This window comes from Xanthomonas sp. WHRI 8932A, assembly GCF_035012785.1.
In the GTDB taxonomy this organism is placed as follows: domain Bacteria; phylum Pseudomonadota; class Gammaproteobacteria; order Xanthomonadales; family Xanthomonadaceae; genus Xanthomonas.
This window is the reverse complement of the sequence record NZ_JAYGQQ010000008.1, coordinates 297,748-324,315: the sequence shown is the minus strand read 5'-3', so window position 1 is coordinate 324,315 and position 26,568 is coordinate 297,748. Positions and strand designations below refer to the sequence as shown.

Sequence of the window (26,568 nt, the reverse complement as noted above, 5' to 3'; positions counted from 1 at the left end):
GTGGTTGACGCTGCTTCGTTTTAACCCGAAGGGTTTCTGCGAAGCGAGCCGGCCATATTAGCAGGCTTTTCATCTCCGTCAACCCCTCGTGAAGAGGAAGTTGCCGCCGCTGCACCTCAATCCGCCGTAGCGTCTTTCCGTGTAGCGAGCCGCCCATCATAGCCGGCTTTTCCGTTTCGTCAACACCCTAATTTCAGGGAATTTTCGAACCCTTTCGCTCTGGTTCCGCGTTTGCGGAGTCCGTTGCGTCGGGGGAGGCGAACTATATGCCTACGAAACAATTTTGGGAAGCCTTTCGTGAAAAAAATTTCACGGAATTGCCAAATGCTTGCGCTGGCACTCGTTTGATCTCGCAGGACACGTTGAAAGGCAACGCGTGGGTCGCGACCCTCTTATATAGAGTGTTGCAACAGCGACCCAATGTTGCGGCTGTGCAGCAACGCTGCAGCCGGCTCACGCAGCGACCAGCAATACCCTGGCGAAATTGCGTTTGCCCACCTGGATGACGGCTTCGAATCCTGGGCCGAAGACGCGGCCGGCATCCTCGATTACCTCGCCGTCGATCTTGACCGCGCGCTCCTTGAGCTTGCGATTGGCCTCTGAGTTGCTCGGCGTAAGCCCGGCAGCCGTCAGCAGGCTTGCGATCCGCAGTCCTTCCGCCGGGACCACGACCTCCTGCAGCGGCAGCAGACTGGTGTCGCCCTGCCCTGTGACCACGGCGTGCCAGCCGGCGATGGCCTGCTCGGCTATCGCCGCATCGTGGAAACGCGTCGTCAGTTCGCGGGCCAGGCGCAATTTGACATCGCGCGGATGCAGCTCACCGGAGGCGACCTGCTCTTTCAGGCGTGCCGCTTCGGCCACGCCGATGTCGAAGGACAACAGATCGATCCAGCGCCAGGTCAGCTCGTCGCCGATCTTCATGGTCTTGGTGACGATATCGATCGCCGGCTCATTGATACCGATGTAGTTGCCCAACGACTTGGACATCTTGGCGACGCCGTCCAGCCCTTCGAGCAACGGCATGGTCAGCACGACCTGCGGTGCCTGGCCGTAATGCTCCTGCAGACCACGGCCCATCAACAGGTTGAACTTCTGATCGGTGCCGCCCAGCTCGACGTCGGCCTTCAACGCCACCGAGTCGTAGCCTTGCACCAATGGATAGAGGAACTCATGGATGGCGATCGGCTGCTGGCCGGCGAAGCGCTTGGCGAAATCGTCGCGCTCGAGCATGCGCGCCACGGTGTGCTGGGCGGACAGCTTGATCATGTCGGCGGCGCTCATCTGGCCGAACCACTCGGAGTTAAAGCGTACTTCGGTGCGCTCGCGGTCCAGGATCTTGAAGACCTGCTCTTCATAGGTGCGGGCATTGGCCAGCACATCGTCGCGACTGAGCGGTTTGCGGGTGACGTTCTTGCCGCTCGGGTCGCCGATCATGCCGGTGAAGTCGCCGATCAGAAAAATGACCTGGTGACCCAGCTCCTGAAATTGCCGCATCTTGTTGAGCAACACGGTGTGACCCAGGTGCAGATCCGGCGCTGTGGGGTCGAAGCCGGCCTTCACCCGCAGCGGAACGCCCGACGTCAGGCGGGCTTCAAGCTGATCGAGCTTGAGAATCTCGTCGGCGCCACGGCCGATGAGTGCGAGGGATTCTTCGATAGTGGCCAACCACAGACTCCAGCGGCGTTTGCCGTCAACAACGTGAATGATGTTAAACGCGGGTTAATTCCGCGCCAAGTGAAAATAATGAACAGGCTCAATGGTTTGACGCGCTGTTACAGGCTGTCTATGGTACCGGCGATTGGGCTCGCACTTCGAGCCAGCGAGGAAATCCAACGATGCAGAACTCAGAGCAGGGCCGTGCACGCAAGCGGCGCTTTCAAGAACGCCTCCACGTCCTCCACGACACTGCACTGCATCGCAAGCTCAAGCAGCACCTCCCGGCCGCATTCAACGACCGTTGGACGCGCCGTCACTGGATCCACGCCAGCCTGTTCGCGACCATCGGCGCGATGGTGGCCACGATCGTGCCGGGCTTTTCCAATGCCATCGACACCCCGCTCTCCAGCCATTCCACGCTGGCATTGCCATTGCCTCCCCTGGTGCCCAGCCGCAAGCAGCTGGCGCCGAGCACCGAGTGGGAAATCCTGCAGGTCAAGTCGGGACAGACGCTGAGCACCTTGTTCGGGGAGTTGGGAATCCCGACCGCGGTGATGTATCAGGTGCTGGCGCATCCGGGTACCAAGGAGGCGCTGACCAAGCTGCGCCCGGGTACCGAGATTGCGTTCGATCTGCCGACGCCGGGTGAGTTACGAGCACTGCGCTTTGATCGCGACGACAGCCATCGGGTGGAATTGCGCCTGTTGGGCGACAGCGTGCGCGAAAAGGTGACCGAGCGCGCGACGACCACGCGCACCGTGGTGGCCAGCGGTGAGATCAGCAGTTCGCTGTCCGCCTCGGCCGGCAAGTCCGGGCTGTCGCCAGCTGCGGTGGCGATCATGACCGATGAGATCTTCAAGTACGACATCGACTTCGATAAGGATCTGCAGCCAGGCGACCGTTTCAGCGTGGTGATGGATGAAACCTGGCGCGAGGGCGAGCGGATCAACACCGGTGACATCCTGGCGGCGACCTTCACCACAGGCGGCAAGACCTACACCGGATTCCGCTTCGAGCGCGCCGGCAAGCCGGCCGAGTATTACGACATCACCGGCCGGCCGTTGAAGAAGAGCTTTATCCGCATGCCGGTGGCGTATAGCCGCATCAGCTCCACCTTCGGTGCGCGCAAGCATCCGGTGCTGGGCACGATGCGCATGCATAAAGGTGTGGATTACGCGGCGGCGTCGGGCACGCCGATCATGGCGGCCGGCGATGCGCGGGTGGTGTTCGTCGGCACCCAGCGCGGCTACGGCAATGTCGTGATCCTGGATCACGGCAAGAACTACAGCACGCTGTATGGGCATATGTCGCGCTTCGGCAAGGTCAAGGCCGGCCAGCGCATCAATCAGGGCACGGTGATTGGCTATGTCGGCATGACCGGCCTGGCCACCGGCCCGCATCTGCACTACGAATTTCGGGTTGCCGGGCAGCAGCGCAACCCGATGTCGGTGACGATGCCGCCGCCGGAGCCGCTGCAGGGCGCCGAACTGGCAGCCTTCCGTGCACAGACCGCACCGGCCATGGCGCGCATCGAAGGCATGGAAAAGATGATCTATGCCGATGCCAACAAACCCGCCAAGAACAAGTCGCGCGGCTGAGGAACGCGGCGGGCATTGACCGGTGCGGATCTCACTGGTCCGCGCACCGCCGTGCCGAGCGAATGCAGTTGCGCGAGTTCGCTTGAGATCTACAGGGCGCTCTTGGCAGTGCCCGTGGTCGGCACGCGTGTCCGCGCCGACCAGCACGTCAGCACGTCAGCACGTCAGCAAACTGTTGCAATCAGCGGAAGCGGTGAAGACGTCAGCGGCGCATTGACAGCAGCTGACAATGCTACGTTGCAGCCAACAGACGGGCGCGGACGCTGCTCGGTGCAGCGGCTCACCCTCGTACACTCCGGCTCCTCCGCGTCGTCCATCCCCACCTGACGATTGCTCGCGACGCTTTGTTCGCCGCTCTTAGAGGGTCGCGTGGATTCCTGCCTGCTGGTGGCCTTCGCTTGTAAGGGTCACCGCCCTTCTGGGCCAGCCCATCGCCAGGCCAGTTGACTGGCCTCACTGAGCTGCACAAGCTGGGTGACCGCTGCGCAATTGGCTCTGGCATGACTGTTCTGGAACACGAAAACTCCCCGCTGTATCTGGGCCTGATGTCGGGCACCAGCGCCGATGGCATCGATGCTGCGCTGGTGCGGTTTGCCGATGACCGCCACTGCCGTTGCGAACTGGTGGCAGGCATGACAGTGCCGTGGGCACCGCAGCTGCGCGAGACATTGGTAGCGCTGGGCCAGGGCGCCGAGACCATCGCCATCGATGCGCTGGGCCAGCTGGATGCGCAGGTAGGCCTGGCCTTCGCGGACGCGGCCAATCAATTGATCGACACCTGTGACATCGCGCGACAGCACATCCGCGCAATCGGCTCGCATGGGCAGACCATTCGCCATCGGCCGACCGGCGACCCGGCCTTTACCTGGCAGATCGGCGATGCGAGCCGGATTGCCGAGCACACCGGGATCACCACGGCGGCCGACTTCCGCCGCCGCGATGTGGCCGCCGGGGGCCAGGGCGCACCGCTGATGCCGGCGTTTCATCTGGCGATGCTGGGGGCCGGCGATGAAGACCGCGCCGTGCTCAATCTGGGCGGGATCGGCAACCTGACCTTGATTCCGCGCGATGGCACGGTGCTGGGCTTCGATACCGGCCCGGCCAATGCGTTGCTGGATAGCTGGTGCCTGCACCATCGCGGCACGGCGTTCGACGCCGAGGGTGCGTTTGCTGCCAGTGGCAGTGTGGATGCGTCGTTGCTGCAGGCGTTGCTGGCCGACCCGTGGTTTGCGCTGGCGCCGCCCAAGAGCACTGGGCGCGAACATTTCCATCTGGCCTGGGTGCGGCAGGCGATGGGCAGCGCGACGCTGCAGGCCGCCGATGTGCAGGCCACCTTGCTCGAGCTCACTGCCGCTACCGTGGCCGATGCCTTGCTGCGCCTGCAGCCGCAGACCCGCCGCGTGCTGGTGTGCGGCGGCGGCGTGCGCAATCCGGTACTGATGGCGCGGCTGGCGGCGCGGCTGCCAGGTGTGGTGGTGGAATCCAGCGCACGACACGGGCTGGACCCGGATTATCTCGAGGCGATGGGATTTGCATGGCTGGCGGCCGAGTTGCTGGCCGGGCGCCCGGCAAATCTGCCTTCGGTCACCGGGGCTGCGGGGCCGCGACTGCTGGGGGCGATCTATCCGGCGTGAATCGCCACACGACCAACGCTGACGCCCTAAGCCAGGGGCCCGCGCTGGCGCCACGCGCCAGGTTGCCAAGGCCAACGCAACGCGGTGGTCCTGAAAACACGCAAGCTTGCCGGCCGCTATCGAGCCGTAGCGCTCAGTGAGTGATGCATGGGCGGTAATCCATGGCAACTGCATTCATAACGACTGGCTTGGCCTGCGCAACTGGATGCATCGATTGAGCTGAAGCTCTACGACGAACACCTTGCAAGGCGCGCAGGTAGAGAGTGACCGCGGAGAGCGGCTAACAAGACAACTGCGCGCACCGCCAGGCGGGCGCGTGCAGTGCTGGCAAGCCTTGCTTACCACACGCAACTGCGATTCTGAGCACGCGTTCGGCACCCATCCGAAGACTGTCCGCGCCGTTTTTGTCAGCCGCTCTAAGGCGTGTTGCCGGCCGGCAGCGCCTTGAGCGCGGCGATGGCTTCGGCCAGGGCATCGACTTCCGGGTGCTGCAGGCCACCGGTGACTTCGAACTCGCTGGCGAACAGGCCTTGTTCGAGCAGATGCATGACGGTCTGGTGCTGGGTCCAGCCGCGTGCGACGGAAATGCGGCGGATGCGGTCTACCAGCACCGGATCGATATCACGCAACACCAGATCGGTCATGCCCACTCCTTTGTCTTTGAGGCAGTGCCCCAAGCGCGCCGGGCGATCATCCCCCAGCCTCGCTGCCAGCCGCAAGCCTCAGGCGGCAGCTGTAATGCGGCGCTGCTGCAGGATCAGCATTCCGCACAGAACCACCACCGGCACCGCAATCAGCGCAGTGCCGATGAAAAAGAGCGCGTAGCCCTCCATCAGTGTTCGCCCTTGGGTCAGGACATCCACGGACCATCCGGAGAATCCTTTCAACGCCTTGCCCGGCATTGCATAGAACGAACTCAGCAGGGCGTACTGGGTGGCGGTGTAGCCAATGCTGGTCAAGCTGGACATGTAGGCGATCAGCGCGGTGCCAGCAAAGCCGTTGGCAAAGTTGTCGATCGCCATCGCCACTGCGAATTTGGTGGTGTCCGGCCCCACATGGGCTAGCCAGGCAAATGCCAGATTCGAACACGGGCCTAGGACGGCACCCGCCATCAGGGCCACCAGAACTCCCCAACGCACCGACGTCAGACCTGCTGCTGCAATACCGACAATGGTGGCAACCAGCCCAACCGAGCCGCGAATTGCGCCAACGGTGTCTTCAGACAGGCCAAGATCGACATAAAAAGGGTTTGCCATCGGCCCCATCACGAAGTCGGCCATACGGTAGACGCTGATGGCGACCAGAATCAGGACAGCGCCACTTCGATGCTCACGCACGAACGCCAGGAACGGCCCGACGATGGCATCGAAAAGTCCGCGGGGTGTCCATAATGCGGACGTTTGCGCCTGAACGGCGGCAACAACCTCACGGGCTGGCTCGCGGGCCAGCACCACGGCAACCACGCCCACCGCCATCAAGGCGGCCATCACTTCATAAGACACCTGCCAGCCCACCCGCGCGGCCAGGATCAGGATCAAGGCATCGGTCACCAGCAACGCCGAGCGATATCCCAGTGCTGATGAAGAAGTCAGCAGGCCAAGCTGCTCATTGTTGTCGGCACTTTCAATACGCCAGGCATCGATCACGATGTCCTGGGTGGCAGCAGCGAAGGCCACCACCACTGCCATCGCTCCGAACACCGCAAGGTGTTCCCAAGCTATCCCCATCACCAGCAGCTGGCCGCCGACAGGTTGGATCAATGCCATGCCGACCAGACCCATCGCGACGATGCCCTGCGACAACAGCATCCAACCACGACGTCGCCCTAGCCTGCCAAGTAGCGGCACGTCGGTCTTGTCGATGATGGGCGCCCACAAGAACTTCTGCGTGTACGCCAGGCCAACCCAGGACAGGAAGCCGATCGTGTTCAGATCGATGCCCTGCTTGCGCATCCAGAAGCCAAGGGTATTACCAACCAGATAGAGCGGAAGTCCCGAACTGAAGCCCAGCAGCAGCATTGCCAGCACTTTTCGCTGCCGCAGATTAGCCAGAACGCGTTGCCAGGAGCGGCGAGGCTTGGACAGCTCACTCACTGCGTGTAATCCACGATGTACGGCGCGTGATCGGAGAAGCGCTGCTCACGATAGATCGCGCAGGCCTGCAGTGCGTCGCGCAGGCCGGGGGTGACCAGCTGGTAGTCGATGCGCCAACCGACATTGTTGGCGCGCGCCGCGCCGCGATTGCTCCACCAGGTGTAGTCCTCGCCCTGCGGATGCAGGACGCGGTAGCTGTCGACCCAGCCACGGCCGTCGGCGGCGCTGGCTTCGCTTGCCGCGTCGGCGCACAGGCCATTGAGCCAATCGCGCTCGGGCGGCAGGCAGCCGGAATTTTTCTGGTTGGACTTCCAGTTCTTGATGTCCAGCGCCGAGCGCACGATGTTCCAGTCGCCGCACAGCACGTACTGGCGACCACTGGCCAGCCACTCGTCCAGGATCGGCCGCAGCCACTCCATCACCTGGAACTTGTAGCCCTGGCGCAGCTCGCCGGAAGACCCGGACGGGATATAGAAGGACACGACACTCAGATTGCCGAAGCGCGCTTCGATATAACGGCCTTCTTCGTCGAACTCCGGCCAGCCCAGCGCGGTGCGCACTTCGTCGGGCGCGCGCTTGGCGTAGATCGCCACGCCGCTGTAGCCCTTCTTGGTGCTGGCATCGCGAAACCAGGCCTTGTAGCCAGCGGGCAGGAATTCCGGCCCGGTCAGCTGATGCTCCTGCGCCTTGGTTTCCTGGATGCACAGCACGTCCGCGTCCTGGGTGGCGAACCACTCGAAGAAACCTTTGCTGGCGGCCGAGCGCAGGCCGTTGGCGTTGAAACTGATGATGCGCATTGGGGGCCGGGAATGGGGAGTCGGGAATAGCGAATGGTAAACGCATCGCGCACCAGCAGCCTTCCTTGTGCGGCTGGGGTAGGCTTTACGATTCTCCATTCCCTATTCCCCATTCCCGTCCAATGACCGACCACCGCACCCGTTTCCTGCAGCTGGCCCTGGGCGCCGATGCCCTGCGCTTTGGCGAGTTCACGCTCAAGTCCGGGCGGCTCAGCCCGTACTTCTTCAACGCCGGGCGCTTCGATTCCGGGGTCAAGACCGCGCAGCTGGCGCAGTGCTATGCCGATGCGATCGATGCGGCCGGGGTGGAGTTCGACCTGCTGTTCGGCCCGGCCTACAAGGGCATCCCGCTGGCCACCGCGCTGGCCTGTGCCTATGCCGGGCGCGGGCGCGATCTGCCGCTGGCGTTCAACCGCAAGGAAGCCAAGGATCATGGCGAGGGCGGCACCCTGATCGGCGCGCCGCTGGCCGGGCGCAAGGTGCTGATCGTCGATGACGTGATCACCGCCGGCACCGCGATTCGCGAGGCGCTGGGCATCATTCGCGCCGCTGGCGGTACGCCGTCCGGCATCGTGGTGGCGCTGGACCGGCAGGAGATCGCCTCCGAGCAGGACCGCCGTTCGGCGGCGCAAGCGGTGGCGGCCGAGGCCGGTATCCCGGTGATCGCGGTGGCCAACCTGGCCGATCTGCTTGCTTTTGCGGCAGGAAACGCCGACCTTGTCGGCTACCGGGAACCGCTGCTGGCCTATCGTGGCCGCTACGGAACCGACACCACAGGCTGACGGCAGGCGACAGGGGGCTGCGATGATGCCGAAACACAGACGTTTGGCGTTACTCGCTGCCGTGACCGCGGCTGTCATGGTCATGCCGGTTGCTGCGCAGGACAAGTCGGCTGCCAAGAAGTTGTATTGCTGGAACCAGAACGGCGCCCGGGTGTGCAGCGATACGCTGCCACCGGAGGCGGTGAATCAGGCGCGCGACGAGTTCAACGTCAAAAGCGGCATGCGCAGCGCCGAGGTACAGCGGGCGATGAGCAGCGACGAGCGCGCTGCGGCCGCGGCCAATGAGCAACAGCGCCAGGCCGACCTGGCCGCCGAGCAGATGCGCCAGCGCACCGATCAGGCCATGCTGATGTCGTATCAGAGCGAGGACGATCTGCGCCGGGTGTTCAACGAGCGCATCGCCATCGTGGACAACAACATCCACACCGCACGCTTCAATGTCACCAGCCTGCGCGAGGGCCTGGTCAGCATGTTGCGTGCCGCCGGCGACCGCGAGCTGGCCGGCCAGGCAGTGGCCGACAAGCTGGCCGGCGACATCCAGCAACGCCATCGCGAGCTGATGGCGCAGTTGCGGCTGCAGACCAGCTTCGAGCAGCAGCGCACCGCGCTGGACGGCGAAATTGCCGACATCCTGCAGCGCTACCGCGCCATGAAGGAACCGCCCGGCGCCACCGCGCCCACCGGCTGAACCGCACAGGCGTCATTCCCGCTCGCCCGCTGCGCCGCCGCGGGCGGCATTTCCCGATCCGACGCCCTGCCCGCATAATGGCCGGTCTTACTCCTTGCCCACGAGGCTCTCCCGCATGGCCCGGATCATCGCCATTGCCAACCAGAAAGGCGGCGTCGGCAAGACCACGACGGCAGTCAATCTGGCGGCCGGCCTGGCGCGCGCGCCCAAGCGTGTGTTGCTGGTGGATCTGGACTCGCAGGGCAACGCCACCATGGGCAGCGGCATCGACAAGCGCGATGTGGCCGCCTCCACCTGCGATCTGCTGCTGGGCGAGAACACCGCTGCCGAGATCCGGGTGACCGCGCCGGAAGGCTTCGACCTGCTGCCAGGCAACATCGACCTGACCGCCGCCGAGATCCAGCTGATGGATCAGGGCGAGCGCGAGCAGCGGCTCAAGCGCGCACTGGCGCCGATCCGCGACGAGTACGACTTCATCCTGATCGACTGCCCGCCGGCGCTGTCGCTGCTGACGCTCAATGCGTTGACCGCGGCCGACTCGATCATCGTGCCGATGCAGTGCGAGTACTACGCACTGGAAGGGTTGACCGCGCTGCTGGAAACCATCGAAGCGCTGCGTGCCAACCTCAACCCGGCGCTGGAAATCGAAGGCGTGCTGCGCACGATGTTCGATATCCGCAACAACCTGGCAAATGCGGTGTCGGCCGAGCTGACCGAGCATTTTGGCGACAAGGTGTTCCGCACCATCGTGCCGCGCAACGTGCGCCTGGCCGAGGCGCCCAGCCATGGCCAGAGCATCCTCGGTTACGACCGCACCTCGCGCGGTGGCGTGGCGTACCTGGGGCTGGCCGGCGAAATCGTGCGCCGCCAGAACGACCGCAACAAGGCCGTCCGGCCCGTGGAGACCGTCTGATGAGCAAGCCGCCCCTGGCAAAGAAGCGCGGTCTGGGCCGTGGCCTGGAAGCGCTGTTGGGACCGAAGGGCGCAGCAGCAGCAACGGCACCTGGCGCAACCAGCGAAGACGCGCTGCAGCCGGGCGACACCCTGCGCCAGTTGCCGGTGGGGCAACTGCAGCCGGGCAAGTACCAGCCGCGCCGCGAGATGGACGAGGTCAAGCTGGCCGAGCTGGCGGAGTCGATCAAGGCGCAGGGCGTGATCCAGCCGATCGTGGCGCGCGCATTGGGGCCGGCGCAGTTTGAGATCGTGGCTGGCGAACGCCGCTGGCGCGCCTCGCAGCTGGCCGGGCTGAGCGAAGTGCCGGTAGTGGTGCGCGAGCTGGACGACCGCACCGTCATCGCGATGGCGCTGATCGAGAACATCCAGCGCGAAGACCTCAACCCGCTGGAAGAAGCGCAGGCGCTGCAGCGGTTGATCGACGAATTTTCGCTGACCCACGCCGAGGCTGCCGAAGCGGTGGGCCGCTCGCGGGCGTCGGTGTCCAACCTGCTGCGGCTGCTGGAATTGCCGGTGGCGATCCGGGTGCTGCTGGAAACCCGCCGCCTGGAAATGGGCCATGCGCGTGCGCTGCTCACCCTGGCGCCGGAACTGGCAAGCAAGCTGGCGCAGGAAGCGGCCGACCAGGGTTGGTCGGTGCGCGAGGTCGAACACCGCGCGCAGCAGTTCGCCGCCGGCAAGGTGCCGGGCTCGCTGCGCAAGGGCAAGCCGGTCACGGCTGCGCCGCAGGCCGATATCGCTTCGCTGCAGACCGAGCTGTCCGAATCGCTGGGCACCAAGGTGGTGTTCAATCACGGCCGCGGCGGCAAGGGCAAGCTGGTGATCCATTACACCGACCTGGATACCCTGGAAGGCGTGCTGGAACGCTTGCGCACCCGCAAGGGGTGATGCAGCCAGCGCAGGAGAATTAGCGATGCATCCCGCCAAAGTGGACCGCGCGCATCTGCTGCGCCTGACCGACTTGCCCAACGTCGGGCCGGCCTGCGAAAAGGATCTGCAGCGGATCGGCATCCGCATGCCGGCGCAGCTGCAAGGCCGCGATGCCTACGACATGTACGCCCAGCTCTGCCTGCGCACCGGCGTCACCCATGACCCGTGCGTGATCGATGTGTTCCTGTCGCTGGTGCGCTTCATGCAGGGCGAGCCTGCACGCAATTGGTGGGACTTCAGCGCCGAGCGCAAGGCAACGTTGGCAGCCGAGCGCGCAGAGGCGCCAGCCACTGCACCGCTGCCGGCGCGCCGTGTCGCCAATACCGGCACTGGCAGCAGCAGCGACGGCAAACACCGCCCATGAGCCACGCCGACGAGACGATCAGCCCGTCCGGCAGCCTGATCCTGCATCACGCGCAGGCCAAGGACTTCGAGCCGGCACGCGGCGAAGAAAGCATCGAGCAGATCAGCGCGCATATCGAGCAGCACCTCGGGCCGATTGCGAACGTATTTCATGAAATCCTCTCCGACACCGTGCATCTGGACGTGCACATCGTGCCGCCCAATGCGCACTCGCCGTCCCTGCGCCTGGTGACCTCGGGCATGAGCGATCTGCCGATGACGCTGCCAGACGGAGTGGAGGCGCCGCGCTACATGGAGCTGATGCTGAGCCTGCCGGCCGATTGGCCGATGGACCAGCGCGACTTCGACGACGAGCGCCATTACTGGCCCATCCGCCTGCTCAAGAACCTGGCGCGGCTGCCGCACAAGTTCGACACCTGGCTGGGGTTTGGCCATACCGTTCCCAATGGCAACCCGGCCGAGCCGTATGCGCCGGGCGTCGCCTTCGACGGCGCGATCGTGCTGCCGCCGCTGAGCGCGCCGCCAGAGTTCGCGCATCTGCGCATCGATGCCGACAAAACCATCGCCTTCATGACGGCGGTGCCGTTGTATCCGGAAGAAATGGCGTTGAAGCTGAGCCAGGGCAGCGATGCACTGCTGGACCGCTTCGATGCCGGCAAGATTCAGGACAACATCGACCTGCGCCGCCGCAATGTGGCGAAGAAGCGCTTTTTCGGGCTGTTTTGAGCGCTGCTTACTCGCCTCCCTTTGATGTTTTCAGGACCACTGCCATGACCATCCTCGTCACCGGCGCCGCCGGTTTCATCGGCGCCTACACCTGCCGCGCACTGGCTGCGCGTGGCGAGAACGTGGTGGGCCTGGACAACTACAACAGCTACTACGACCCGCAGCTCAAGCGCGATCGGGTGGCGGCGTTGTGCCCGCAGATCGACATCCGTACGCTGGACCTGACCGACCGTGAGGGCCTGGCGGCGTTGTTCGACGAGATCCAGCCCACCCGCGTGGTGCATCTGGCCGCACAGGCCGGGGTGCGTTATTCGCTGGAAAACCCTTCGGCCTATGTCGACAGCAACCTGGTCGGCTTCGTCAACATGCTCGAGCTATGCCGGCACCGCGGCGTGCAGCACTTGGTGTATGCGTCCAGCAGCTCGGTCTACGGCGATTCGGCCACCCCGCCGTTTTCCGAAGACCAGCGCGTGGACCAGCCGCGCTCGTTGTACGCGGCCACCAAGGCGGCCAACGAATTGATGGGCTACACCTATGCGCAGCTGTACGGCTTGCGCGCCACCGGGCTGCGCTTTTTCACCGTGTATGGCCCGTGGGGCCGGCCGGACATGGCGCCGCTGATCTTCAGCCGCGCGGTGCTGGCCGGACGCCCGATCGAGGTGTTCAACCACGGCAAGATGCAGCGCGACTTCACCTTCGTGGCCGATATCGTGGCCGGCGTGCTGGGCGCGCTGGACACCCCCAGCGACGAGGCGATCCCGCACCGGGTGTTCAACCTGGGCAACCACACCCCGGTGGAACTGGAATATTTCATCGACGTGATCGCCCAGGCCGCGGGCCGCCCGGCCGAAAAGGTCTACAAGCCGATGCAACCAGGCGACATGATCCGCACCATGGCCGACACGCAGCGCGCGCAGGCCGCGTTCGGCTTCGATCCGGCCACCCCGGTGGAGCGCGGCTTGCCGCAGGTGGTGGAGTGGTGCCGCAGCTACTTCGGCGAGCGTGCCTGAGCCCATCGCAGCCGCGTGGCACTCAGGCAGCACGCGTCCTGCGTGTGTTCGTACACTACGATGTGGTGAGTCCTAGGGGCCCGCCGACGGATGCAGGCTTGCGCCGTTCGATAGCCGCGTTGATTGCCTGCGCCGAACGCTACAGGCGGTTTTGCGCGCGCTCCACTGCACATAACGCGCCTTAGCTTCATGCCTGGCTCAGACGGTCAGGGCACAATGCGCGATCTTTTTTGCTCAGCCATCATCGGGCCACCACGAATCCATGAGCCAACCTCAGCTTTCCGTCGTCGTCCCGGTGTTCAATGAGCGCGATAACGTCGCAGCCCTGATCGGCGAAATCGTCGTCGCCTTGCGCGGCCTGGTGGCCTTCGAGATCGTCTACGTTGACGACCATTCGCGCGACGACACCCTGGCGGTGCTGCAAGGCCTGAAGACCAGCACACCGGAACTGCGGGTGCTGCACCACGTGACCCAGAGCGGCCAGAGCACCGCAGTGCGCAGCGGGGTCAAGGCCGCGCGCGCCAGCTGGATCGCCACGCTCGATGGCGACGGCCAGAACGACCCGGCCGACATCCCCAAGCTGTTGATCGCGCGTAGCCAGGCCGAGCCGCAGGTCAAATTGTTCGCCGGCTGGCGGGTCAACCGGCAGGACTCCGGGTCCAAGCGCTGGGCCAGCAAGTGGGCCAACGCGATCCGCTCGCGCATGCTGCAGGACAACACGCCCGACACCGGCTGCGGCATCAAATTGTTCGAGCGCGAGGCGTTTCTGGACCTGCCCTACTTCGACCACATGCACCGCTACCTGCCGGCACTGATGCAGCGCGCCGGCTGGCGCACGGTGAGCGTGCCGGTCAACCACCGCCATCGCACCGCCGGCGTGTCCAAGTACAACAATCTCAATCGCGCGCTGGTCGGCATCCGCGATCTGCGCGGCGTGGCGTGGCTGATCACCCGCAGCAAGCGCACCGTGGCGGAGGAGCGTTGATGGAACCGACCTTTCTCGACCAGCAGCTGACCTGGCTGTACTGGACCGGCATCCACGTCACCGGCTGGAAGTTGATCGGCTATGTGGGCGCGCTGATGTTCGGCGGGCGCTGGCTGGTGCAGTTCGTCGCTTCCAAGCGTGCCGGCAAGCCGGTGATTCCGCGGATGTTCTGGTACATGAGCGTGGTCGGCAGCCTGATGACGCTGAGCTACTTCGTGTTCTCGGCCAAGCAGGATTCGGTGGGCGTGCTACAGAACATGTTCCCGGCATTTACCGCGTTCTACAGCCTGTATCTGGATGTGAAGCATCGCGGCTGGAAGCGGGATCGGGCGGAGCATTGAGGGCTGGGATTTGGGATTTGGCTAGCGGCTAGCGGCTAGCGTGTTGAGTGGATGCTGTTGTCGTTGCAAGTGATGCTGTTGGTTCTGTGCGACCGGCTGTGCCCGCAGCGGCGCCGACGATCGATGCGTTTGTCCGGACATGGCGATGCGCGATTGACTGACCTGAGACCGCGCCGGCGGCCGATGTCCCTGCGCTGAGGCCGTGGGCACGCTGTGGTCATGCCCAGCGCCCTGCTCCATCGCCCTTTTGCCGTGTCCACACCTGCCACACCGCATTGGCATCTGCGTCTGCACACGCATCAGCACGTACCGCTGTTTGCGGACTGGCGCTGCGCGCGTGCAGCGGCCGCCATCCTGGCGATGCCACGCAGCTGGTTCGGTGCGCAGGTGCTGTGTTGGGTGTTGCTGCCAGAGATGTGGTGCGCCTTGCTGCAGGCGCCAGATAAACCCACCGTGCTGCACGCAGCGACTGCTGCACGGCAGGCCGCCGGCGAAGCGGTCAATCGGGCGCGCGGGCGCGGCGGCACGGTCTGGCAGCCGGAGATGGAGGCGAGCGCGCTGGCGTTGCAGGTCGATTGTCGGCAATTCGCCCGCAGCCTGATCGCCCTGCCGTTACGTGCCGGCCTGGCGGAGCGGATCGGCGCGTACCCGTACTGGGACGCGGTGTGGCTGTTGCCCGACGACCACGCTGCACGACAGGAACCTGCGCCGCATGCCCCCGGGTGCCTGGCAAGCGCAGGCGGCACAAGAACGTGACCGTGCATGCTCGCTCGATATCCGTCGGCAAGCGCCGAGTCGATGCGCGGCTGTTCTGCCGCGCATCAGGCAACCCAGCTGACCGTGAGCGCGGCCCACGCGTTGGGCGGGCTTACCTCAGCGTGCGCGGCTCAGAACCCCAGCGGGTGCTCGGGCAGCAATGCCTGCAATTGGCTGCGGAACAGCGCGCGGATGCGCTCCAACGCAGCGTCGGTATCGGCTTCGAAACGCAGCACCAGGATCGGCGTGGTGTTGGACGCACGCACCAGGCCCCAGCCATCGACAAAATCCGCACGCAGGCCGTCGATCGTCGACAAACGCGCCGATTCGAACGGCGACTCGTCCCCGGCTTGCGCTCTCTCGACAAAGCGCGCCACCAGCGCATGCGCATCGCCTTCCACCGGCACCTTGATCTCCGGGGTGGACACGCTTTCCGGCAAGGCATCCAGCACCTCGGAGGGGGTTTCCTCGCGCTGGGCCAGGATTTCCAGCAAGCGCGCAGCGGCATAGATGCCGTCGTCGAAGCCGTACCAGCGTTCCTTGAAGAAGAAATGCCCGCTCATCTCACCGGCCAGTTCGGCATCGGTTTCGCGCATCTTGGATTTGATCAGCGAATGCCCGGTCTTCCACATCAGCGGGCTGCCGCCGTTGCGCAGCACGTAGTCCGACAGCTTGCCGGTGCACTTCACGTCGTAGATGACCAGGGCGCCTGGGTTGCGCTGCAGCACGTCGGCGGCGAACAGCATCAGCAGGCGGTCGGGGAAGACCACCTTGCCTTCCTTGGTGACCACACCCAGACGGTCGGCATCGCCATCGAAGGCCACGCCGATGTCCGCATCGAAGCGCTGCACCATCTTCACCAGATCATCGAGGTTGTGCGGCTCGCTCGGGTCGGGGTGATGATTGGGGAAGGTGCCGTCGATATCGCAATACAGCGGCACGACCTCGGCACCGATGGCTTCCAGCAGACGCGGCGCAATCTCGCCGGCCGCGCCGTTGCCGGCATCCACCACCACCTTGATCGGGCGGTCCAGCTGTACGTCGTCGGCAATCCGCTGGATGTAGGCATCGCTGATGTCGCGCTGTTCCAGCTCACCCGGCGTGGCGGCGGTATGCAGGCGGCCTTCGTTGATGCGCTGATGCAGCTCGGCGATCGCAGTGCCGGACAGCGTCTCGCCGCCGATCACGATCTTGAAGCCGTTGTAGTCGGGCGGATTGTGGCTGCCGGTAACCGCCACGCAGCTGCCGGCGCGCAGTTCATAGGCGCCGAAATACACCACCGGCGTGGGCGCCAGGCCGATGTCGGTCACGTTGCAGCCTGCGCGCCGCAGGCCTTCGATCAGGCCATTGGTCAGCTCCGGTCCGGACAGACGCCCGTCGCGCCCCACCACCACATCGCGCAGCCCCTGCGCCTGCATCACGCTGCCGATGGATTGGCCGATCAACGCGGCAACGCCGGGATTGAGGTCTTTACCGACCACGCCGCGGATGTCGTAGGCGCGGAACATCTCGCTGGCGATCTGCACCGCCGGTACCAGCGGCGGCGGCGCAGGCGCTGTCGCCTCGTCCAGCGCGCGCACGTCGCTGGCAAGGCTGGCGTCGTGCTGCAGGCTTTGACTGAAGGTCGGTTCGTCGGTGGCCGACTCGCCGGCAACGCGGCGACGCGGCAGCGCCACCCGGCCACGGCTGGCCAGCACCAGCAACACGGCGACGATGACCAGCAACGCGGCGACGATGGCGCAGCCAAGCGCGCCCAGGCCCAGTGGCCCGCTATCGCTCTGCGGGACCGCCGCAGCCACACGCAGGCCGCTGGAGCCAAGCGGTTTTGCCAGTGTTTCGGCCGCATCGGCCAAGCTCACGTCGCCCTGCTGGGCCACGTTGTAGCTGCCCTGGCGCAACGCCAGGTAGGCGCTGCCGGGCACCGCGATCGCATCCAGCGGGCCGGTCAGGCGCAGCACCGGCAGCCGCGCATACGCCACCGCGGGCTGTGCACCCAGGCGCACCGCGGCGGCTACACCCAGACGCACCTGCTTGGCATCGCGCACCACATGCACCTGCGCACGCTCGGCCACCAACGCCGATTCGAGCAGACTCAGCCGCGCATAGCCGAAATCCTTGGGGTTGGCATAGGCCGCCGCCAGATCGCCAGGCAGCACCTGCACGTCCTCGGCGCCCTTGAAGCGCTCGCGGATCGCCGAGGCGGCCGCCAACGCGTCCCCATTGGCCAACGCACTGGCCACCGGCGGCTGCTTGAGCACGGCATCGAGCTGGGTGGCCTGCGCCGCCATCGCCTTGCCGACGTCCTGCACGGCGCGGTCGCGTGCCTGTGCCAGGTTCTGGGCGGCCGCATCCTCACGCCATTGCGCGTAGCTGCTCCAACCGAACCAGGCGGCCAGCAGCAACAACATGCCTCCCAACACCGGACCACTCGTACGCACGCTCGACATCCCCTGCCTGCGCTCGTTCGCCTTGCTCATGAGACTCCCCCGTCAGCGCACGCCGGTGTGGCCGAATCCACCCGCTCCCCGCGCGCTGTCCACGAAAGTATCCACCACTTGCAAGCCTACGCGCACGATCGGAAGGATCACCAATTGCGCAATCCGGTCGCCCGGCTCGATGGTGAAGGCCTCGCGGCCGCGATTCCAGGTGCTGATCAGCAGCGGGCCCTGGTAGTCGGCATCGATGAGTCCGGTGCCGTTACCCAGCACGATGCCGTGGCGGTGGCCCAGCCCGGAGCGCGGCAGGATCACCGCGCACACCTGCGGGTCGGCCAAATGGATCGCGATACCGCTGGGAATCAACGCCGCATCGCCTGGCTCCAGCGTCATCGGCGCTTCCAGCGCGGCGCGCAGGTCCATGCCGGCGCTGGCTTCGGTGGCGTAGGCCGGCAGCGGCCAGACATCGCCGAAGCGTGGGTCGAGCAACTTCACCTGCAAGGAGTGGGTCGGGTGGCTCATGCCTGCAATCTCTCCGCGATCAGGGCCAGCAGTTGGTCGGCCAGTTCGGTCTTGCTGCTAGTGGGAAACGCACGCTCGCCGCCCTGCCAATAGGCGGTAGCGGCATTGTTGTCGCTTTCGAAGCCGCCGCCGACGATCCCCACCTGGTTGGCGATGATCAGATCCAGCCGCTTGGCTGCCAGCTTGCCACGCGCGTAGTGCTCCACGTCGTGCGTTTCGGCCGCAAACCCGACCACCAGCTTGAGCGCGCCGGTTTGCGCGGCGACCTCGGACAGGATGTCCGGGGTGCGCACCAGTTCCAGGGTCAGCGTTTCGCCGGTCTTCTTGATCTTCTGCGCGACCACGCGCTTGGGCGTGTAGTCGGCGACCGCAGCGGCGCCGATGTAGATGTCGGCCGGGAACGCACCCAGCACCGCATCGCGCATCTGCGCAGCCGAGCGCACGTCGATGCGCTGCACGCCGACCGGCGTGACCTGGTGCACCGGCCCGCTGACCAGCACCACCTCGGCGCCCTGGCGCGCAGCGGCGGCGGCCAGCGCATAGCCCATCTTGCCGCTGCTGCGGTTGCCGACGTAGCGCACCGGGTCCAGATCTTCGAAGGTCGGGCCGGCGCTGATGACGATGCGCAGGCCGTCCAGCTCGGCGCTGCTGGGCACGAAGGCGGGCGCGGCAGTGCCTGGCGATGCATCGGCGGCAGGCACAGTGGCGGCCAGCGCGGCAATGATCGCCGCGGGCTCGGCCAGGCGGCCGGGACCGGACTCGCCTTCGGCCAGCGGGCCGTCGTCGGGGCCGACCACCGCCACGCCACGCGCGCGCAGGGTCGCGATATTGGCCTGGGTCGCCGGGTGCAGCCACATGCGGTGGTTCATCGCCGGGGCCACGGTCAGCGGCGCCGTCGTGGCCAGGCATAGTGTGGTGACCAGATCGTCGGCCAGCCCGTGCGCCAGGCGCGCGAGCAGATCGGCAGTGGCCGGCGCCACGATCACCCGGTCGGCCCAGCGGGCCAGTTCGATATGCCCCATCGCCTGCTCGGCGGCGCTGTCCCATAGCGTGGTGCGGGTCGGTTGCCCGGACAGCGCCTGGAAGCTCAGCGGGGTCACGAATTGTTGCGCGCCGCTGGTCATGGCGACCTGCACCTGTGCGCCGGCGTCGCGCAGGCGACGGACCAGTTCGAGCGATTTGTAAGCGGCAATGCCTCCGCCGACGCACAGCAGCAAACGCTGTCCGTCCAGGGGGCGGGCCTGAGTGGAGCCGATCACGTCGGAGTCGTCCTACGGTTACAAGGACAACTAGATTAGCCGATGCCCCCGCTTGGCCTGATGGGCGTCGGCGATGAGCACCGGCAATCTCGCCATATGCACATCCACGACTGGCCCACCAACGAACGCCCGCGCGAGAAACTTCTGGCGCGCGGGGCTCCTGCCCTCTCCGATGCGGAGCTGCTGGCGATCTTTGTCGGCTCCGGGCTGCGCGGCCAGGATGCGGTCCAGACCGCGCGCGATCTGCTGCACCGCCACGGCCCGCTGCGCCTGTTGCTGGATCGCCCGGCCAAGGCCCTGGCGCGCCTGCCCGGGCTAGGCCCGGCCTCGGCGTGCAAGCTCAGCGCCGCGATGGAACTGGCGCATCGCCACCTGATGAGCGAACTGGAGCGTGGCGAGGCCCTGAGCGACCCACCCAGCGTGGGCCGCTATTTCTCGCAGCGGCTGCGCGCGCGGGCCTACGAAGTGTTCGCGGTGCTGTTTCTGGACAACCGCCATCGCGCGATCGCCTTCGAGGAGCTGTTCACCGGCACCATCGACGGCGCAGACATCCATCCGCGCGAAGTGGTACGGCGGGCGCTGCTGCACAACGCTGCGGCGGTGATCGTCGGGCACAACCATCCGTCCGGCAATCCGGAGCCGTCCGAGGCCGATCGCGCGGTCACCCAGCGCCTGCTGCAGGGCCTGGAGCTGGTGGACATCCGCCTGCTCGACCACTTCGTGATCGGCGATGGCCGCCCGGTCTCGCTAGCCGAGCGCGGCTGGCTGGAATGAGACCGCCGCGCCGACCTGAACCATCGGCCGGACCGTGTGCCGCGCGGTCGGGTAAAATCGCTGGTTTGGTTCCAAGCAGATCCCACGTGAAAGCCCTACTCCGCGCACTGATCGGCCAAGGCATCGAAGCCTTGCGCGCCAACGGCACCTTGCCCGCCGACACCCTGCCGCCGGATTTTGTGGTCGAGCGGCCCAAGACACGCGAGCACGGCGACTTCGCCACCAATGCCGCGATGCTGCTGGCCAAGGCCGCGCGCAGCAACCCGCGCGCCCTGGCGCAGGCGCTGGTAGCCGCGTTGCCGGCCAGCGACGACGTCGCCAAGGTCGAGATCGCCGGCCCCGGCTTCATCAATTTCCATCTCGCGCCCACCGCGTATCAGCGTGAAGTGGCGCATGTGATCAAGCAGGGCCACGACTACGGTCGCGGGCTGGCCGGCAACGGCCGCTCGGTGGGCGTGGAATACGTCTCGGCCAATCCGACCGGCCCGCTGCACGTCGGTCATGGCCGCGCCGCGGCGATCGGCGACAGCCTGGCGCGCGTACTCGATGCCAATGGCTGGAACGTCAAGCGCGAGTTTTACTACAACGATGCCGGCGTGCAGATCGAGAATCTGGCGCTGTCGGTGCAGGCGCGCGCGCAGGGACTCACCCCCGACAGCGCCGGCTGGCCGGAAAACGGCTACCGCGGCGACTACATCGCCGATGTCGCAGCAGCCTATCTGGCCGGCGACAGCGTCGACCTGGAAGGTCATCTGGTCAGCGGCACCAAGGACCCGGCCGATCTTGAATCGATCCGTCGCTTTGCAGTGGCCTATCTGCGCAACGAGCAGAACCACGACCTGGCCGCGTTCCGCGTCGATTTCGATATCTATTTCCTGGAAAGCTCGCTGTACAAGGACGGCAAGGTCGAAGAAGCGGTGCGGAAGCTGATCGCCTCCGGCCATACCTACGAGGAAGGCGGCGCGCTGTGGTTGAAGTCCACCGACTTCGGCGACGACAAGGACCGCGTGATGCGCAAGTCCGATGGCACCTATACGTACTTCGTGCCGGACGTGGCTTATCACCTGACCAAGTGGCAGCGCGGCTATGAGCGCGCGATCACCGAGCTGGGCGCCGACCACCACGGCTCGCTGACGCGCGTGCGCGCCGGCCTGCAGGCGATGGAGCTGGGCATCCCGCAGGGCTGGCCGGAATACGTGCTGCACCAGATGGTCACGGTGATGCGCGGCGGCGAAGAAGTGAAGCTCTCCAAGCGTGCCGGCAGCTACGTCACTCTGCGCGACCTGATCGAAGAAACCAGTGCCGATGCGGTGCGTTGGTTTCTGATCGCGCGCAAGCCCGATTCGCAGCTCACCTTCGATATCGATCTGGCGCGCGCGCAGAGCAACGACAACCCGGTGTTCTATGTGCAATACGCGCACGCACGGGTGTGCAGCGTGCTGCGCCAGGCGCAGGAGAAAGGCTTCAAGTACGAGCAGGCCAATGGGTTTGCACAGCTCGCTCGGCTGGACGACGAGCATTCGCTCAACGTGATGCTGGAGCTGTCGCGCTATCCGGAAGTGGTGGAAATCGCCGGCCAGGCACTGGAGCCGTACCAGATCGCGCAGTACCTGCGTGAATTGGCGCATGCCTTCCACACGTGGTATCACAACACCAAACTGCTGGTGGACGATGCCGCAGAGCGCGACGCAAAACTCACCCTCGCCGTCGCGACCCAGCAGGTGCTTGCCAACGGCCTGGAATTGCTCGGTGTCAGCGCCCCGGAAAAGATGTAAGCCACTGGAAAGTCGCCAGGCAGGCGTGAGGCGCACGCCTGCCTGCGCAGTGAGCAGCGGTATCCACCATCGCCCGCGCATCCGTTGCACCGCACGCGGCAGACGCAGCGGCAGCGATCGCCGCACCAAGCCGGGCGCACCGCCCGCAACGACACGATTCGGAGAAGTGGTAGATGGCAGCACGACGCGGTAAAAGCCAGGCACGACGCAACACCAGCAATGGCACCCCCGGTTGGGTGTGGTTGGTGGCGGGCGCCGCGATTGCGGCAGTGATCTTCCTGGCCGCACCCAACCTGTTCAAGAAGGACGGCGACGGCTTCCTGCGTGTGGGTCCCCGCGCCAATCCGGATGCACAGCCCGAACCGGTGGCCGATGCAGACACCGATACGCCGGCCGAGTTGCCCAAGCCCAGCACGCAAGCGCCCAAGCCGCAGCCCAAGCCGGGCGATGCGCAGACCCAGTACGACTTCTACACTTTGCTGCCCGGCAAGGAAGTTCAGATGTCCGACGCCGAGCTGGCTGCCAGTGCGCGCGCCGAAGAAGCCGCACGTGCGCGTGCTGCGCTGGAAGGCAAGCCCATCGCGCCGGCGCCGGGTGCAGCAGCCAGCGTCGCGTCGGCCGTACCCGCAGCCAGCGTGCCGATGCCCTTGAAAGAAACGACCGCCAGCGCGCCCAAGCCGTTGCCGGAAGCCGCCCAGACACGTCCGGCGGCAACGCCGGCACCGGCCAGCACCGCGGCGCTCACCACGCCGGCCGCTGCGGCACCGAAGCCTGCGGCCGCGACGGCAACAACGCCGATAGCCCCGGCCGCCACCGACAACACCCGTTACATCCTGCAAGCCGGCTCGTTCGGTGCTTCCGGCGATGCCGAGTCGACCAAGGCCAAGCTGGCGATGATGGGCTTGGCCGCGCGTGTGGAATCGGCCGACATCAGCGGCAAGACGGTCTACCGTGTGCGCATGGGGCCGTACGGTACCGCAAGCGAACTGGCCGAAGCCAAGCAGAAGCTCACTGGCAGCGGATTGCCTGCTATCGCGATCAAGGCGCAGTAACCGCAGTGACGCGCCGCATCGCCAGCGCGTTGTTCGGACTGCTTGCACTGATCGGCACGGCGCAGGCCACCGAGCAGATTCCCGACCACATCCAGATCGATGGCCAGCAGGCACTGCTGCTGGCAGAGCCCCTGTCCGGGCAGCTGGACGACCCCACTACCTGGAAGCGCTTCGTCGCACAGGCGGGCAGTTCGCTGGGCGGCTGCAGCGCCAACTGGCGTGGCTATCAGGCGTTCTGGCGCGTGGACGCAGAGCAGCTGGTGCTCGATCGCGTGGTGCTCGGTGCTTGCGCCGAGGCGCCGCCGGAGCTGCCGCTGTCGGTGCTGTTTCCCGGCCAGCGCGCGCCGGTATCGGCGGTGTGGGTGGATGGCGAGCTGATCGCCGCGCTGCCGGCTGCGGAGAACGCCACGTCCGACGCGCCCGCCAGCTATGTGTCGCTGCGGCTGCGCCGAGGGCATATGGTCGCCCGCGAACCGCTCACCGCAGACATGCTGCACGCACGTCAGGCCGCAGCCGCACGCCCGGTTCCTGTGCCCTAAGCGCGGCTGACACAACCACTGCGCTCACCGCCAGGCGGGCGCGGCAGGTTCCCGGTGTGGCATGGACCACTCGTACACTTTGGTTCCGAGCGCGCCGCCCACATCCACCTGACCAGTGCTCGCTATCTTCTAGCCGCTTTAAGCATCCCCCATCCCCTGGAGTTCCCATGTCCAAGACCGTCCTGATCACTGGTGCCACCTCCGGATTCGGCAGCGCCGCGGTGCGCCGCTTTGCCGCCGCCGGCTGGAAGGTCATCGCCACCGGCCGGCGTGCCGACCGCCTGGACGCACTGGCGGCCGAACTGCCTGCCGGCCAGGTGCACACCGCCGCGTTCGACATGCGCGATGCGCAGGCCTTGTCGTCCGCCATCGACGCGCTGCCGGCCGCATTCGCCGATATCGATGTGCTGGTCAACAACGCCGGCCTGGCACTGGGCACCGCGCCCGCGCAGCAGGCGGATCTTGCGCAGTGGCAGCAGATGATCGACACCAATGTCACCGCGCTGGTCACCCTCACTCACCGTCTGCTGCCGGCGCTGATCGCGCGTCGTGGCGCCATCATCAACATCGCCTCGGTCGCGGCGACCTACCCGTACACCGGCGGCAACGTCTACGGCGGCACCAAGGCGTTTGTGCAGCAGTTTTCGTTGGGCTTACGCGCGGACCTGCACGGCACCGGCGTACGCGTGACCTCGATCGAACCGGGCATGGCCGAAACCGAGTTCACCCTGGTGCGCACCGGCGGCAACCAGGCCGCCTCGGACACGCTGTACCGCGGCGCCACCCCGATGACGGCCGAGGACATCGCCGAGCAGATCTTCTACGTCGCCAGCTTGCCGGCGCACTTGAATATCAACCGGCTGGAAATCATGCCGGTGACGCAATCGTTCGCAGGATTTCAGGTGGCGCGCGACGCGCAGTGAGGAAGCGACGCTGCGCCTGAGAGGACGCGCAGTGAAGATGCGCTGCCACATCCGCAGTGTGGCAGCGAAGGATCCAGCGCGTGGTGAGCGATCACCCATAGCGCGCTGCCGATCTACTGCAGACACGCAAGCGATCCTCGACAGCCGCGCACTGCGCGGCTTGTCTGTTCAACGATGCTGTTCAACGATTCCGCAAGCTGCGCTACGCCGACTCGGCCATGCCGCGCGGTCCCGCACGACTGCGCAGCAGCACGCCACGCAGCCGCAGGAAGGGGCGCTCCACGCTGTAGTGCAGCAACGCGCCCGCCAGCAGCGCTACTGCGCCATACACCGCAAATGCCAGCACGCCACGGCCCTCCAATTCCGCGCCGAACCAGGTCTGGGTCACATGGAACATCGCCTTGTGGGTCAGATACAGGCTGTAGGAAATCGCCGCCAGCCATGCCGCACCGGGCACCCGCAACCGGCCAAACGCGCTATTGGCAGTGCCTGCCAGCACCAGCAATGCCAGCCCGAACGAGAGCACCGGCCAGCCCAGCGCATTGCCGATCAGGCCGGTGCGCTCGCGGAACAACCACAGTGCCAGCGCCATGACCGCAACGCCGGCAAGCAACCACGTGTTGCCGCGCTGCTGCAGACGTTGCCAGACCTGCGGACGAAATACCTTGATCACCGCGAGCACCACGCCGGCCAGCAGGCCATCGAGACGGTTCCAGGTGGGGTAATAGATATCTTCGACAAACCAATTGCGCTGCTGCCCGCCGCCCACCTGATCCAGCGCCGTGTTGTGCAGCCACACGCTGGTACGCAACGCGATGCCGGCCACCACCACGGCCACGCATAACGCGATGAACCGCCCAGCCGACGGACGCCGCAACAACAGCGTGGCCAGCAGCGGAAACACCAGATAGAAATGCTCTTCCACGCACAACGACCAGGCATGCGAAAACGCCGCCTGCTGGCCGTAATCGACCAATAGATTCAAGGTGAAGGTGGCGAACATCCACCATGGCGCCAGCCCGGGCGCTTCGCGCACGCCGGGCCACGCGATGTACACCAGCAACACCACCGCAAACGCCGGCAGGATGCGCAACGCGCGCCGCAGATAAAAATCCTTGAAGTCCAGGCGCTGCCCGCGCGCCAAGGGTGTCAGCACCTGGCTACCGATCAGGAACCCGCTGAGCACGAAGAACAGGTCCACCCCCATCCAGCCATAGCGCGACAGCCACGCCCAGTCCGGCCCCAGCCCACCGACCACAAATGCGTGGAACAGCATCACCCAGACGATGGCGATACCACGCAACAGGTCCAGGGCGGGATAGCGCATGTGGGCGATCGGCAATCAGGGAGGACCGATTGTGCCGCATGACACACACCCATGCGTAGGTTGCGCAAGGTGTGCGTGGCCTGCGGCGCTGCGGGTAGGCAAGACCGAAGGTGACAACACAATAGATGCTGCCTCACGCACCGGAGGCAAGCATGGGCATGCAAGGCATCGCGGCAGCCAGGTGACAGACACTGCACTCAGCGGCAGGCGATCGCTGCGACCAACGGACACAGACACAACCGCGTGGTAGCGCGATCGGTGCGGTTGGCAACGTTGCGCTGACGTCACGGCGTGTCGCTGCACTTGCACGGCTTGGCGAGAGGCGCATCGCCATGCGTGTTGCTGCACTTGCGCGGCTTGGCGAAAGGCGCATCGCCATGCGGCAGCGATGTGGTTGGCCGCTGCGGCCGACACGGGCCGATGGCAGCCTTGCGTTCAACGCACTGCCTACCACCCAATTGCATCACGCCGGCGATGTGGAGCGGCTAACGACACATAGCGAGCAATCGTCAGGCGATGTGCACGGCCCGCTCAAAACCAGCGTGTACGAGTGGCACATGCCGCAACGAGGACTCGCCGTGCCCGCCTGACTGCGAACCCAATTGGTTTGTTCGCCGCGCTTATCCTGCTGGCGCATCGTGCTCCCCTG

Annotated in this window: 24 protein-coding genes, 3 other RNA genes and 1 pseudogene; 19 read left to right on the top strand and 9 right to left on the bottom strand. The window is 65.9% G+C overall.

Going from position 1 to position 26,568, the window contains the following annotated elements; translation table 11 throughout:
• Positions 1-453: 453 nt before the first annotated feature.
• Entirely contained in the window at positions 454-1,665 is a 1,212-nt protein-coding gene (gene tyrS, locus VC212_RS15265) for a tyrosine--tRNA ligase (protein WP_323526250.1), read from the bottom strand.
• A 170-nt stretch (positions 1,666-1,835) separates the two neighbouring features.
• Here tyrS and VC212_RS15260 point away from each other — a divergent pair, with 170 nt between their 5' ends.
• The 3 genes from VC212_RS15260 to VC212_RS15250 all read left to right on the top strand — a co-directional run bounded on the left by VC212_RS15260 (position 1,836) and on the right by VC212_RS15250 (position 4,888).
• A complete protein-coding gene (locus VC212_RS15260) occupies positions 1,836-3,254 on the top strand; it encodes a M23 family metallopeptidase (RefSeq protein WP_055847426.1) in 1,419 nt (472 codons plus the stop codon).
• Positions 3,255-3,530: 276 nt separating this feature from the next.
• A non-coding RNA gene (locus VC212_RS15255) (sX9 sRNA) lies at positions 3,531-3,607 on the top strand.
• Between the two features lie 147 nt (positions 3,608-3,754).
• Entirely contained in the window at positions 3,755-4,888 is a 1,134-nt protein-coding gene (locus VC212_RS15250) for an anhydro-N-acetylmuramic acid kinase (RefSeq protein ID WP_323526249.1), read from the top strand.
• Between the two features lie 416 nt (positions 4,889-5,304).
• On the opposite strand, the gene VC212_RS15245 is transcribed toward VC212_RS15250, so the two are convergent.
• From VC212_RS15245 to VC212_RS15235, 3 genes are all read right to left on the bottom strand, one after another.
• On the bottom strand, positions 5,305-5,532 hold the full coding sequence (locus VC212_RS15245; RefSeq protein ID WP_055847421.1) for a hypothetical protein: 228 nt from the start codon (positions 5,530-5,532) through the stop codon (positions 5,305-5,307).
• Between the two features lie 78 nt (positions 5,533-5,610).
• Positions 5,611-6,981, bottom strand: coding sequence for an MFS transporter (locus tag VC212_RS15240; protein WP_323526248.1), 1,371 nt, complete (start codon positions 6,979-6,981; stop codon positions 5,611-5,613).
• Positions 6,978-7,778 carry an exodeoxyribonuclease III gene (locus tag VC212_RS15235; RefSeq protein ID WP_323526247.1) on the bottom strand — a complete coding sequence of 267 codons (801 nt, stop codon included), beginning with the start codon at positions 7,776-7,778 and terminating at the stop codon, positions 6,978-6,980. Before VC212_RS15235 ends, VC212_RS15240 begins: the two co-directional genes overlap by 4 nt.
• Positions 7,779-7,900: 122 nt before the next feature.
• On the opposite strand from VC212_RS15235, the gene pyrE reads away from it, so the two are divergent.
• The 10 genes and pseudogenes from pyrE (at position 7,901) to VC212_RS15185 (ending at position 15,313) form a co-directional block, all read left to right on the top strand.
• Entirely contained in the window at positions 7,901-8,560 is a 660-nt protein-coding gene (pyrE, locus tag VC212_RS15230; RefSeq protein ID WP_055847413.1) for an orotate phosphoribosyltransferase, read from the top strand.
• 43 nt (positions 8,561-8,603) lie between these two features.
• Entirely contained in the window at positions 8,604-9,248 is a 645-nt protein-coding gene (locus VC212_RS15225; protein ID WP_323526257.1) for a hypothetical protein, read from the top strand.
• A gap of 115 nt (positions 9,249-9,363) precedes the next feature.
• Positions 9,364-10,161 carry an AAA family ATPase gene (locus VC212_RS15220; protein ID WP_055847409.1) on the top strand — a complete coding sequence of 266 codons (798 nt, stop codon included), beginning with the start codon at positions 9,364-9,366 and terminating at the stop codon, positions 10,159-10,161.
• Entirely contained in the window at positions 10,161-11,090 is a 930-nt protein-coding gene (locus tag VC212_RS15215) for a ParB/RepB/Spo0J family partition protein (protein ID WP_055847405.1), read from the top strand. The genes VC212_RS15220 and VC212_RS15215 overlap by 1 nt, the downstream gene beginning before the upstream one ends.
• Before the next feature lie 25 nt (positions 11,091-11,115).
• Positions 11,116-11,403: pseudogene (locus VC212_RS15210) on the top strand (helix-hairpin-helix domain-containing protein); the annotation flags it as partial.
• Positions 11,404-11,492: 89 nt separating this feature from the next.
• Positions 11,493-12,221: a suppressor of fused domain protein gene (locus VC212_RS15205; RefSeq protein WP_323526246.1), complete on the top strand. Its 729-nt coding sequence runs from the start codon at positions 11,493-11,495 to the stop codon at positions 12,219-12,221.
• A gap of 44 nt (positions 12,222-12,265) precedes the next feature.
• Positions 12,266-13,231 (top strand): SDR family NAD(P)-dependent oxidoreductase, encoded by a 966-nt coding sequence (locus tag VC212_RS15200; protein ID WP_115529348.1) that lies wholly within the window; start codon positions 12,266-12,268, stop codon positions 13,229-13,231.
• A 262-nt stretch (positions 13,232-13,493) separates the two neighbouring features.
• Complete coding sequence (locus VC212_RS15195) at positions 13,494-14,216, top strand: glycosyltransferase family 2 protein (protein WP_115529349.1); 723 nt, start codon at positions 13,494-13,496, stop codon at positions 14,214-14,216.
• Complete coding sequence (locus VC212_RS15190) at positions 14,216-14,557, top strand: lipid-A-disaccharide synthase N-terminal domain-containing protein (RefSeq protein WP_055847392.1); 342 nt, start codon at positions 14,216-14,218, stop codon at positions 14,555-14,557. The genes VC212_RS15195 and VC212_RS15190 overlap by 1 nt, the downstream gene beginning before the upstream one ends.
• Before the next feature lie 219 nt (positions 14,558-14,776).
• Positions 14,777-15,313, top strand: a complete 537-nt coding sequence (locus VC212_RS15185; RefSeq protein WP_323526245.1) for a hypothetical protein — start codon at positions 14,777-14,779, stop codon at positions 15,311-15,313.
• A 131-nt stretch (positions 15,314-15,444) separates the two neighbouring features.
• On the opposite strand, the gene VC212_RS15180 is transcribed toward VC212_RS15185, so the two are convergent.
• From VC212_RS15180 to coaBC, 3 genes are read right to left on the bottom strand one after another with little or no spacing between them, the layout of a single operon-like run.
• Positions 15,445-17,790 carry a phosphomannomutase/phosphoglucomutase gene (locus VC212_RS15180; protein WP_323526244.1) on the bottom strand — a complete coding sequence of 782 codons (2,346 nt, stop codon included), beginning with the start codon at positions 17,788-17,790 and terminating at the stop codon, positions 15,445-15,447.
• A gap of 12 nt (positions 17,791-17,802) precedes the next feature.
• Positions 17,803-18,270 carry a dUTP diphosphatase gene (gene dut, locus VC212_RS15175; protein ID WP_055847387.1) on the bottom strand — a complete coding sequence of 156 codons (468 nt, stop codon included), beginning with the start codon at positions 18,268-18,270 and terminating at the stop codon, positions 17,803-17,805.
• Entirely contained in the window at positions 18,267-19,529 is a 1,263-nt protein-coding gene (coaBC, locus tag VC212_RS15170) for a bifunctional phosphopantothenoylcysteine decarboxylase/phosphopantothenate--cysteine ligase CoaBC (protein WP_323526243.1), read from the bottom strand. The genes dut and coaBC overlap by 4 nt, the downstream gene beginning before the upstream one ends.
• A gap of 60 nt (positions 19,530-19,589) precedes the next feature.
• On the opposite strand from coaBC, the gene radC reads away from it, so the two are divergent.
• From radC to VC212_RS15140, 6 genes are all read left to right on the top strand, one after another.
• The gene (gene radC / locus VC212_RS15165; protein ID WP_193552926.1) at positions 19,590-20,303 is read left to right on the top strand and encodes a DNA repair protein RadC; all 714 of its coding nucleotides are present in this window, start codon (positions 19,590-19,592) and stop codon (positions 20,301-20,303) included.
• An 86-nt stretch (positions 20,304-20,389) separates the two neighbouring features.
• Positions 20,390-22,078: an arginine--tRNA ligase gene (argS, locus tag VC212_RS15160; protein ID WP_115514128.1), complete on the top strand. Its 1,689-nt coding sequence runs from the start codon at positions 20,390-20,392 to the stop codon at positions 22,076-22,078.
• Positions 22,079-22,251: 173 nt separating this feature from the next.
• The gene (locus VC212_RS15155) at positions 22,252-23,130 is read left to right on the top strand and encodes an SPOR domain-containing protein (protein ID WP_055847376.1); all 879 of its coding nucleotides are present in this window, start codon (positions 22,252-22,254) and stop codon (positions 23,128-23,130) included.
• A 5-nt stretch (positions 23,131-23,135) separates the two neighbouring features.
• The gene (locus VC212_RS15150; protein ID WP_323526242.1) at positions 23,136-23,669 is read left to right on the top strand and encodes a hypothetical protein; all 534 of its coding nucleotides are present in this window, start codon (positions 23,136-23,138) and stop codon (positions 23,667-23,669) included.
• Positions 23,670-23,730: 61 nt separating this feature from the next.
• Positions 23,731-23,804, top strand: a non-coding RNA gene (locus tag VC212_RS15145) — sX9 sRNA.
• Between the two features lie 32 nt (positions 23,805-23,836).
• The gene (locus VC212_RS15140; protein WP_311239127.1) at positions 23,837-24,592 is read left to right on the top strand and encodes an SDR family NAD(P)-dependent oxidoreductase; all 756 of its coding nucleotides are present in this window, start codon (positions 23,837-23,839) and stop codon (positions 24,590-24,592) included.
• Positions 24,593-24,794: 202 nt separating this feature from the next.
• Here VC212_RS15140 and VC212_RS15135 read toward each other — a convergent pair whose 3' ends face one another.
• A complete protein-coding gene (locus tag VC212_RS15135) occupies positions 24,795-25,919 on the bottom strand; it encodes an acyltransferase (protein WP_323526241.1) in 1,125 nt (374 codons plus the stop codon).
• 483 nt (positions 25,920-26,402) lie between these two features.
• Positions 26,403-26,478: non-coding RNA, sX9 sRNA (locus VC212_RS15130), on the bottom strand.
• Positions 26,479-26,568 lie beyond the last annotated feature (90 nt).

What these genes read in the sequence shown, in the direction of transcription:
- VC212_RS15200 (WP_115529348.1), top strand. Translation starts at nt 12,266, where the DNA reads ATGACCATCCTCGTCACCGGCGCCGCCGGTTTCATCGGCGCCTACACC.
- pyrE (WP_055847413.1), top strand. Translation starts at nt 7,901, where the DNA reads ATGACCGACCACCGCACCCGTTTCCTGCAGCTGGCCCTGGGCGCCGAT.
- VC212_RS15185 (WP_323526245.1), top strand. Translation starts at nt 14,777, where the DNA reads ATGCCCAGCGCCCTGCTCCATCGCCCTTTTGCCGTGTCCACACCTGCC.
- VC212_RS15245 (WP_055847421.1), bottom strand. Translation starts at nt 5,532, where the DNA reads ATGACCGATCTGGTGTTGCGTGATATCGATCCGGTGCTGGTAGACCGC.
- VC212_RS15135 (WP_323526241.1), bottom strand. Translation starts at nt 25,919, where the DNA reads ATGCGCTATCCCGCCCTGGACCTGTTGCGTGGTATCGCCATCGTCTGG.
- VC212_RS15155 (WP_055847376.1), top strand. Translation starts at nt 22,252, where the DNA reads ATGGCAGCACGACGCGGTAAAAGCCAGGCACGACGCAACACCAGCAAT.
- VC212_RS15215 (WP_055847405.1), top strand. Translation starts at nt 10,161, where the DNA reads ATGAGCAAGCCGCCCCTGGCAAAGAAGCGCGGTCTGGGCCGTGGCCTG.
- VC212_RS15180 (WP_323526244.1), bottom strand. Translation starts at nt 17,790, where the DNA reads ATGAGCAAGGCGAACGAGCGCAGGCAGGGGATGTCGAGCGTGCGTACG.
- VC212_RS15260 (WP_055847426.1), top strand. Translation starts at nt 1,836, where the DNA reads ATGCAGAACTCAGAGCAGGGCCGTGCACGCAAGCGGCGCTTTCAAGAA.
- VC212_RS15205 (WP_323526246.1), top strand. Translation starts at nt 11,493, where the DNA reads ATGAGCCACGCCGACGAGACGATCAGCCCGTCCGGCAGCCTGATCCTG.
- radC (WP_193552926.1), top strand. Translation starts at nt 19,590, where the DNA reads ATGGGCGTCGGCGATGAGCACCGGCAATCTCGCCATATGCACATCCAC.
- VC212_RS15235 (WP_323526247.1), bottom strand. Translation starts at nt 7,778, where the DNA reads ATGCGCATCATCAGTTTCAACGCCAACGGCCTGCGCTCGGCCGCCAGC.
- VC212_RS15220 (WP_055847409.1), top strand. Translation starts at nt 9,364, where the DNA reads ATGGCCCGGATCATCGCCATTGCCAACCAGAAAGGCGGCGTCGGCAAG.
- VC212_RS15195 (WP_115529349.1), top strand. Translation starts at nt 13,494, where the DNA reads ATGAGCCAACCTCAGCTTTCCGTCGTCGTCCCGGTGTTCAATGAGCGC.
- VC212_RS15140 (WP_311239127.1), top strand. Translation starts at nt 23,837, where the DNA reads ATGTCCAAGACCGTCCTGATCACTGGTGCCACCTCCGGATTCGGCAGC.
- VC212_RS15250 (WP_323526249.1), top strand. Translation starts at nt 3,755, where the DNA reads ATGACTGTTCTGGAACACGAAAACTCCCCGCTGTATCTGGGCCTGATG.
- VC212_RS15190 (WP_055847392.1), top strand. Translation starts at nt 14,216, where the DNA reads ATGGAACCGACCTTTCTCGACCAGCAGCTGACCTGGCTGTACTGGACC.
- dut (WP_055847387.1), bottom strand. Translation starts at nt 18,270, where the DNA reads ATGAGCCACCCGACCCACTCCTTGCAGGTGAAGTTGCTCGACCCACGC.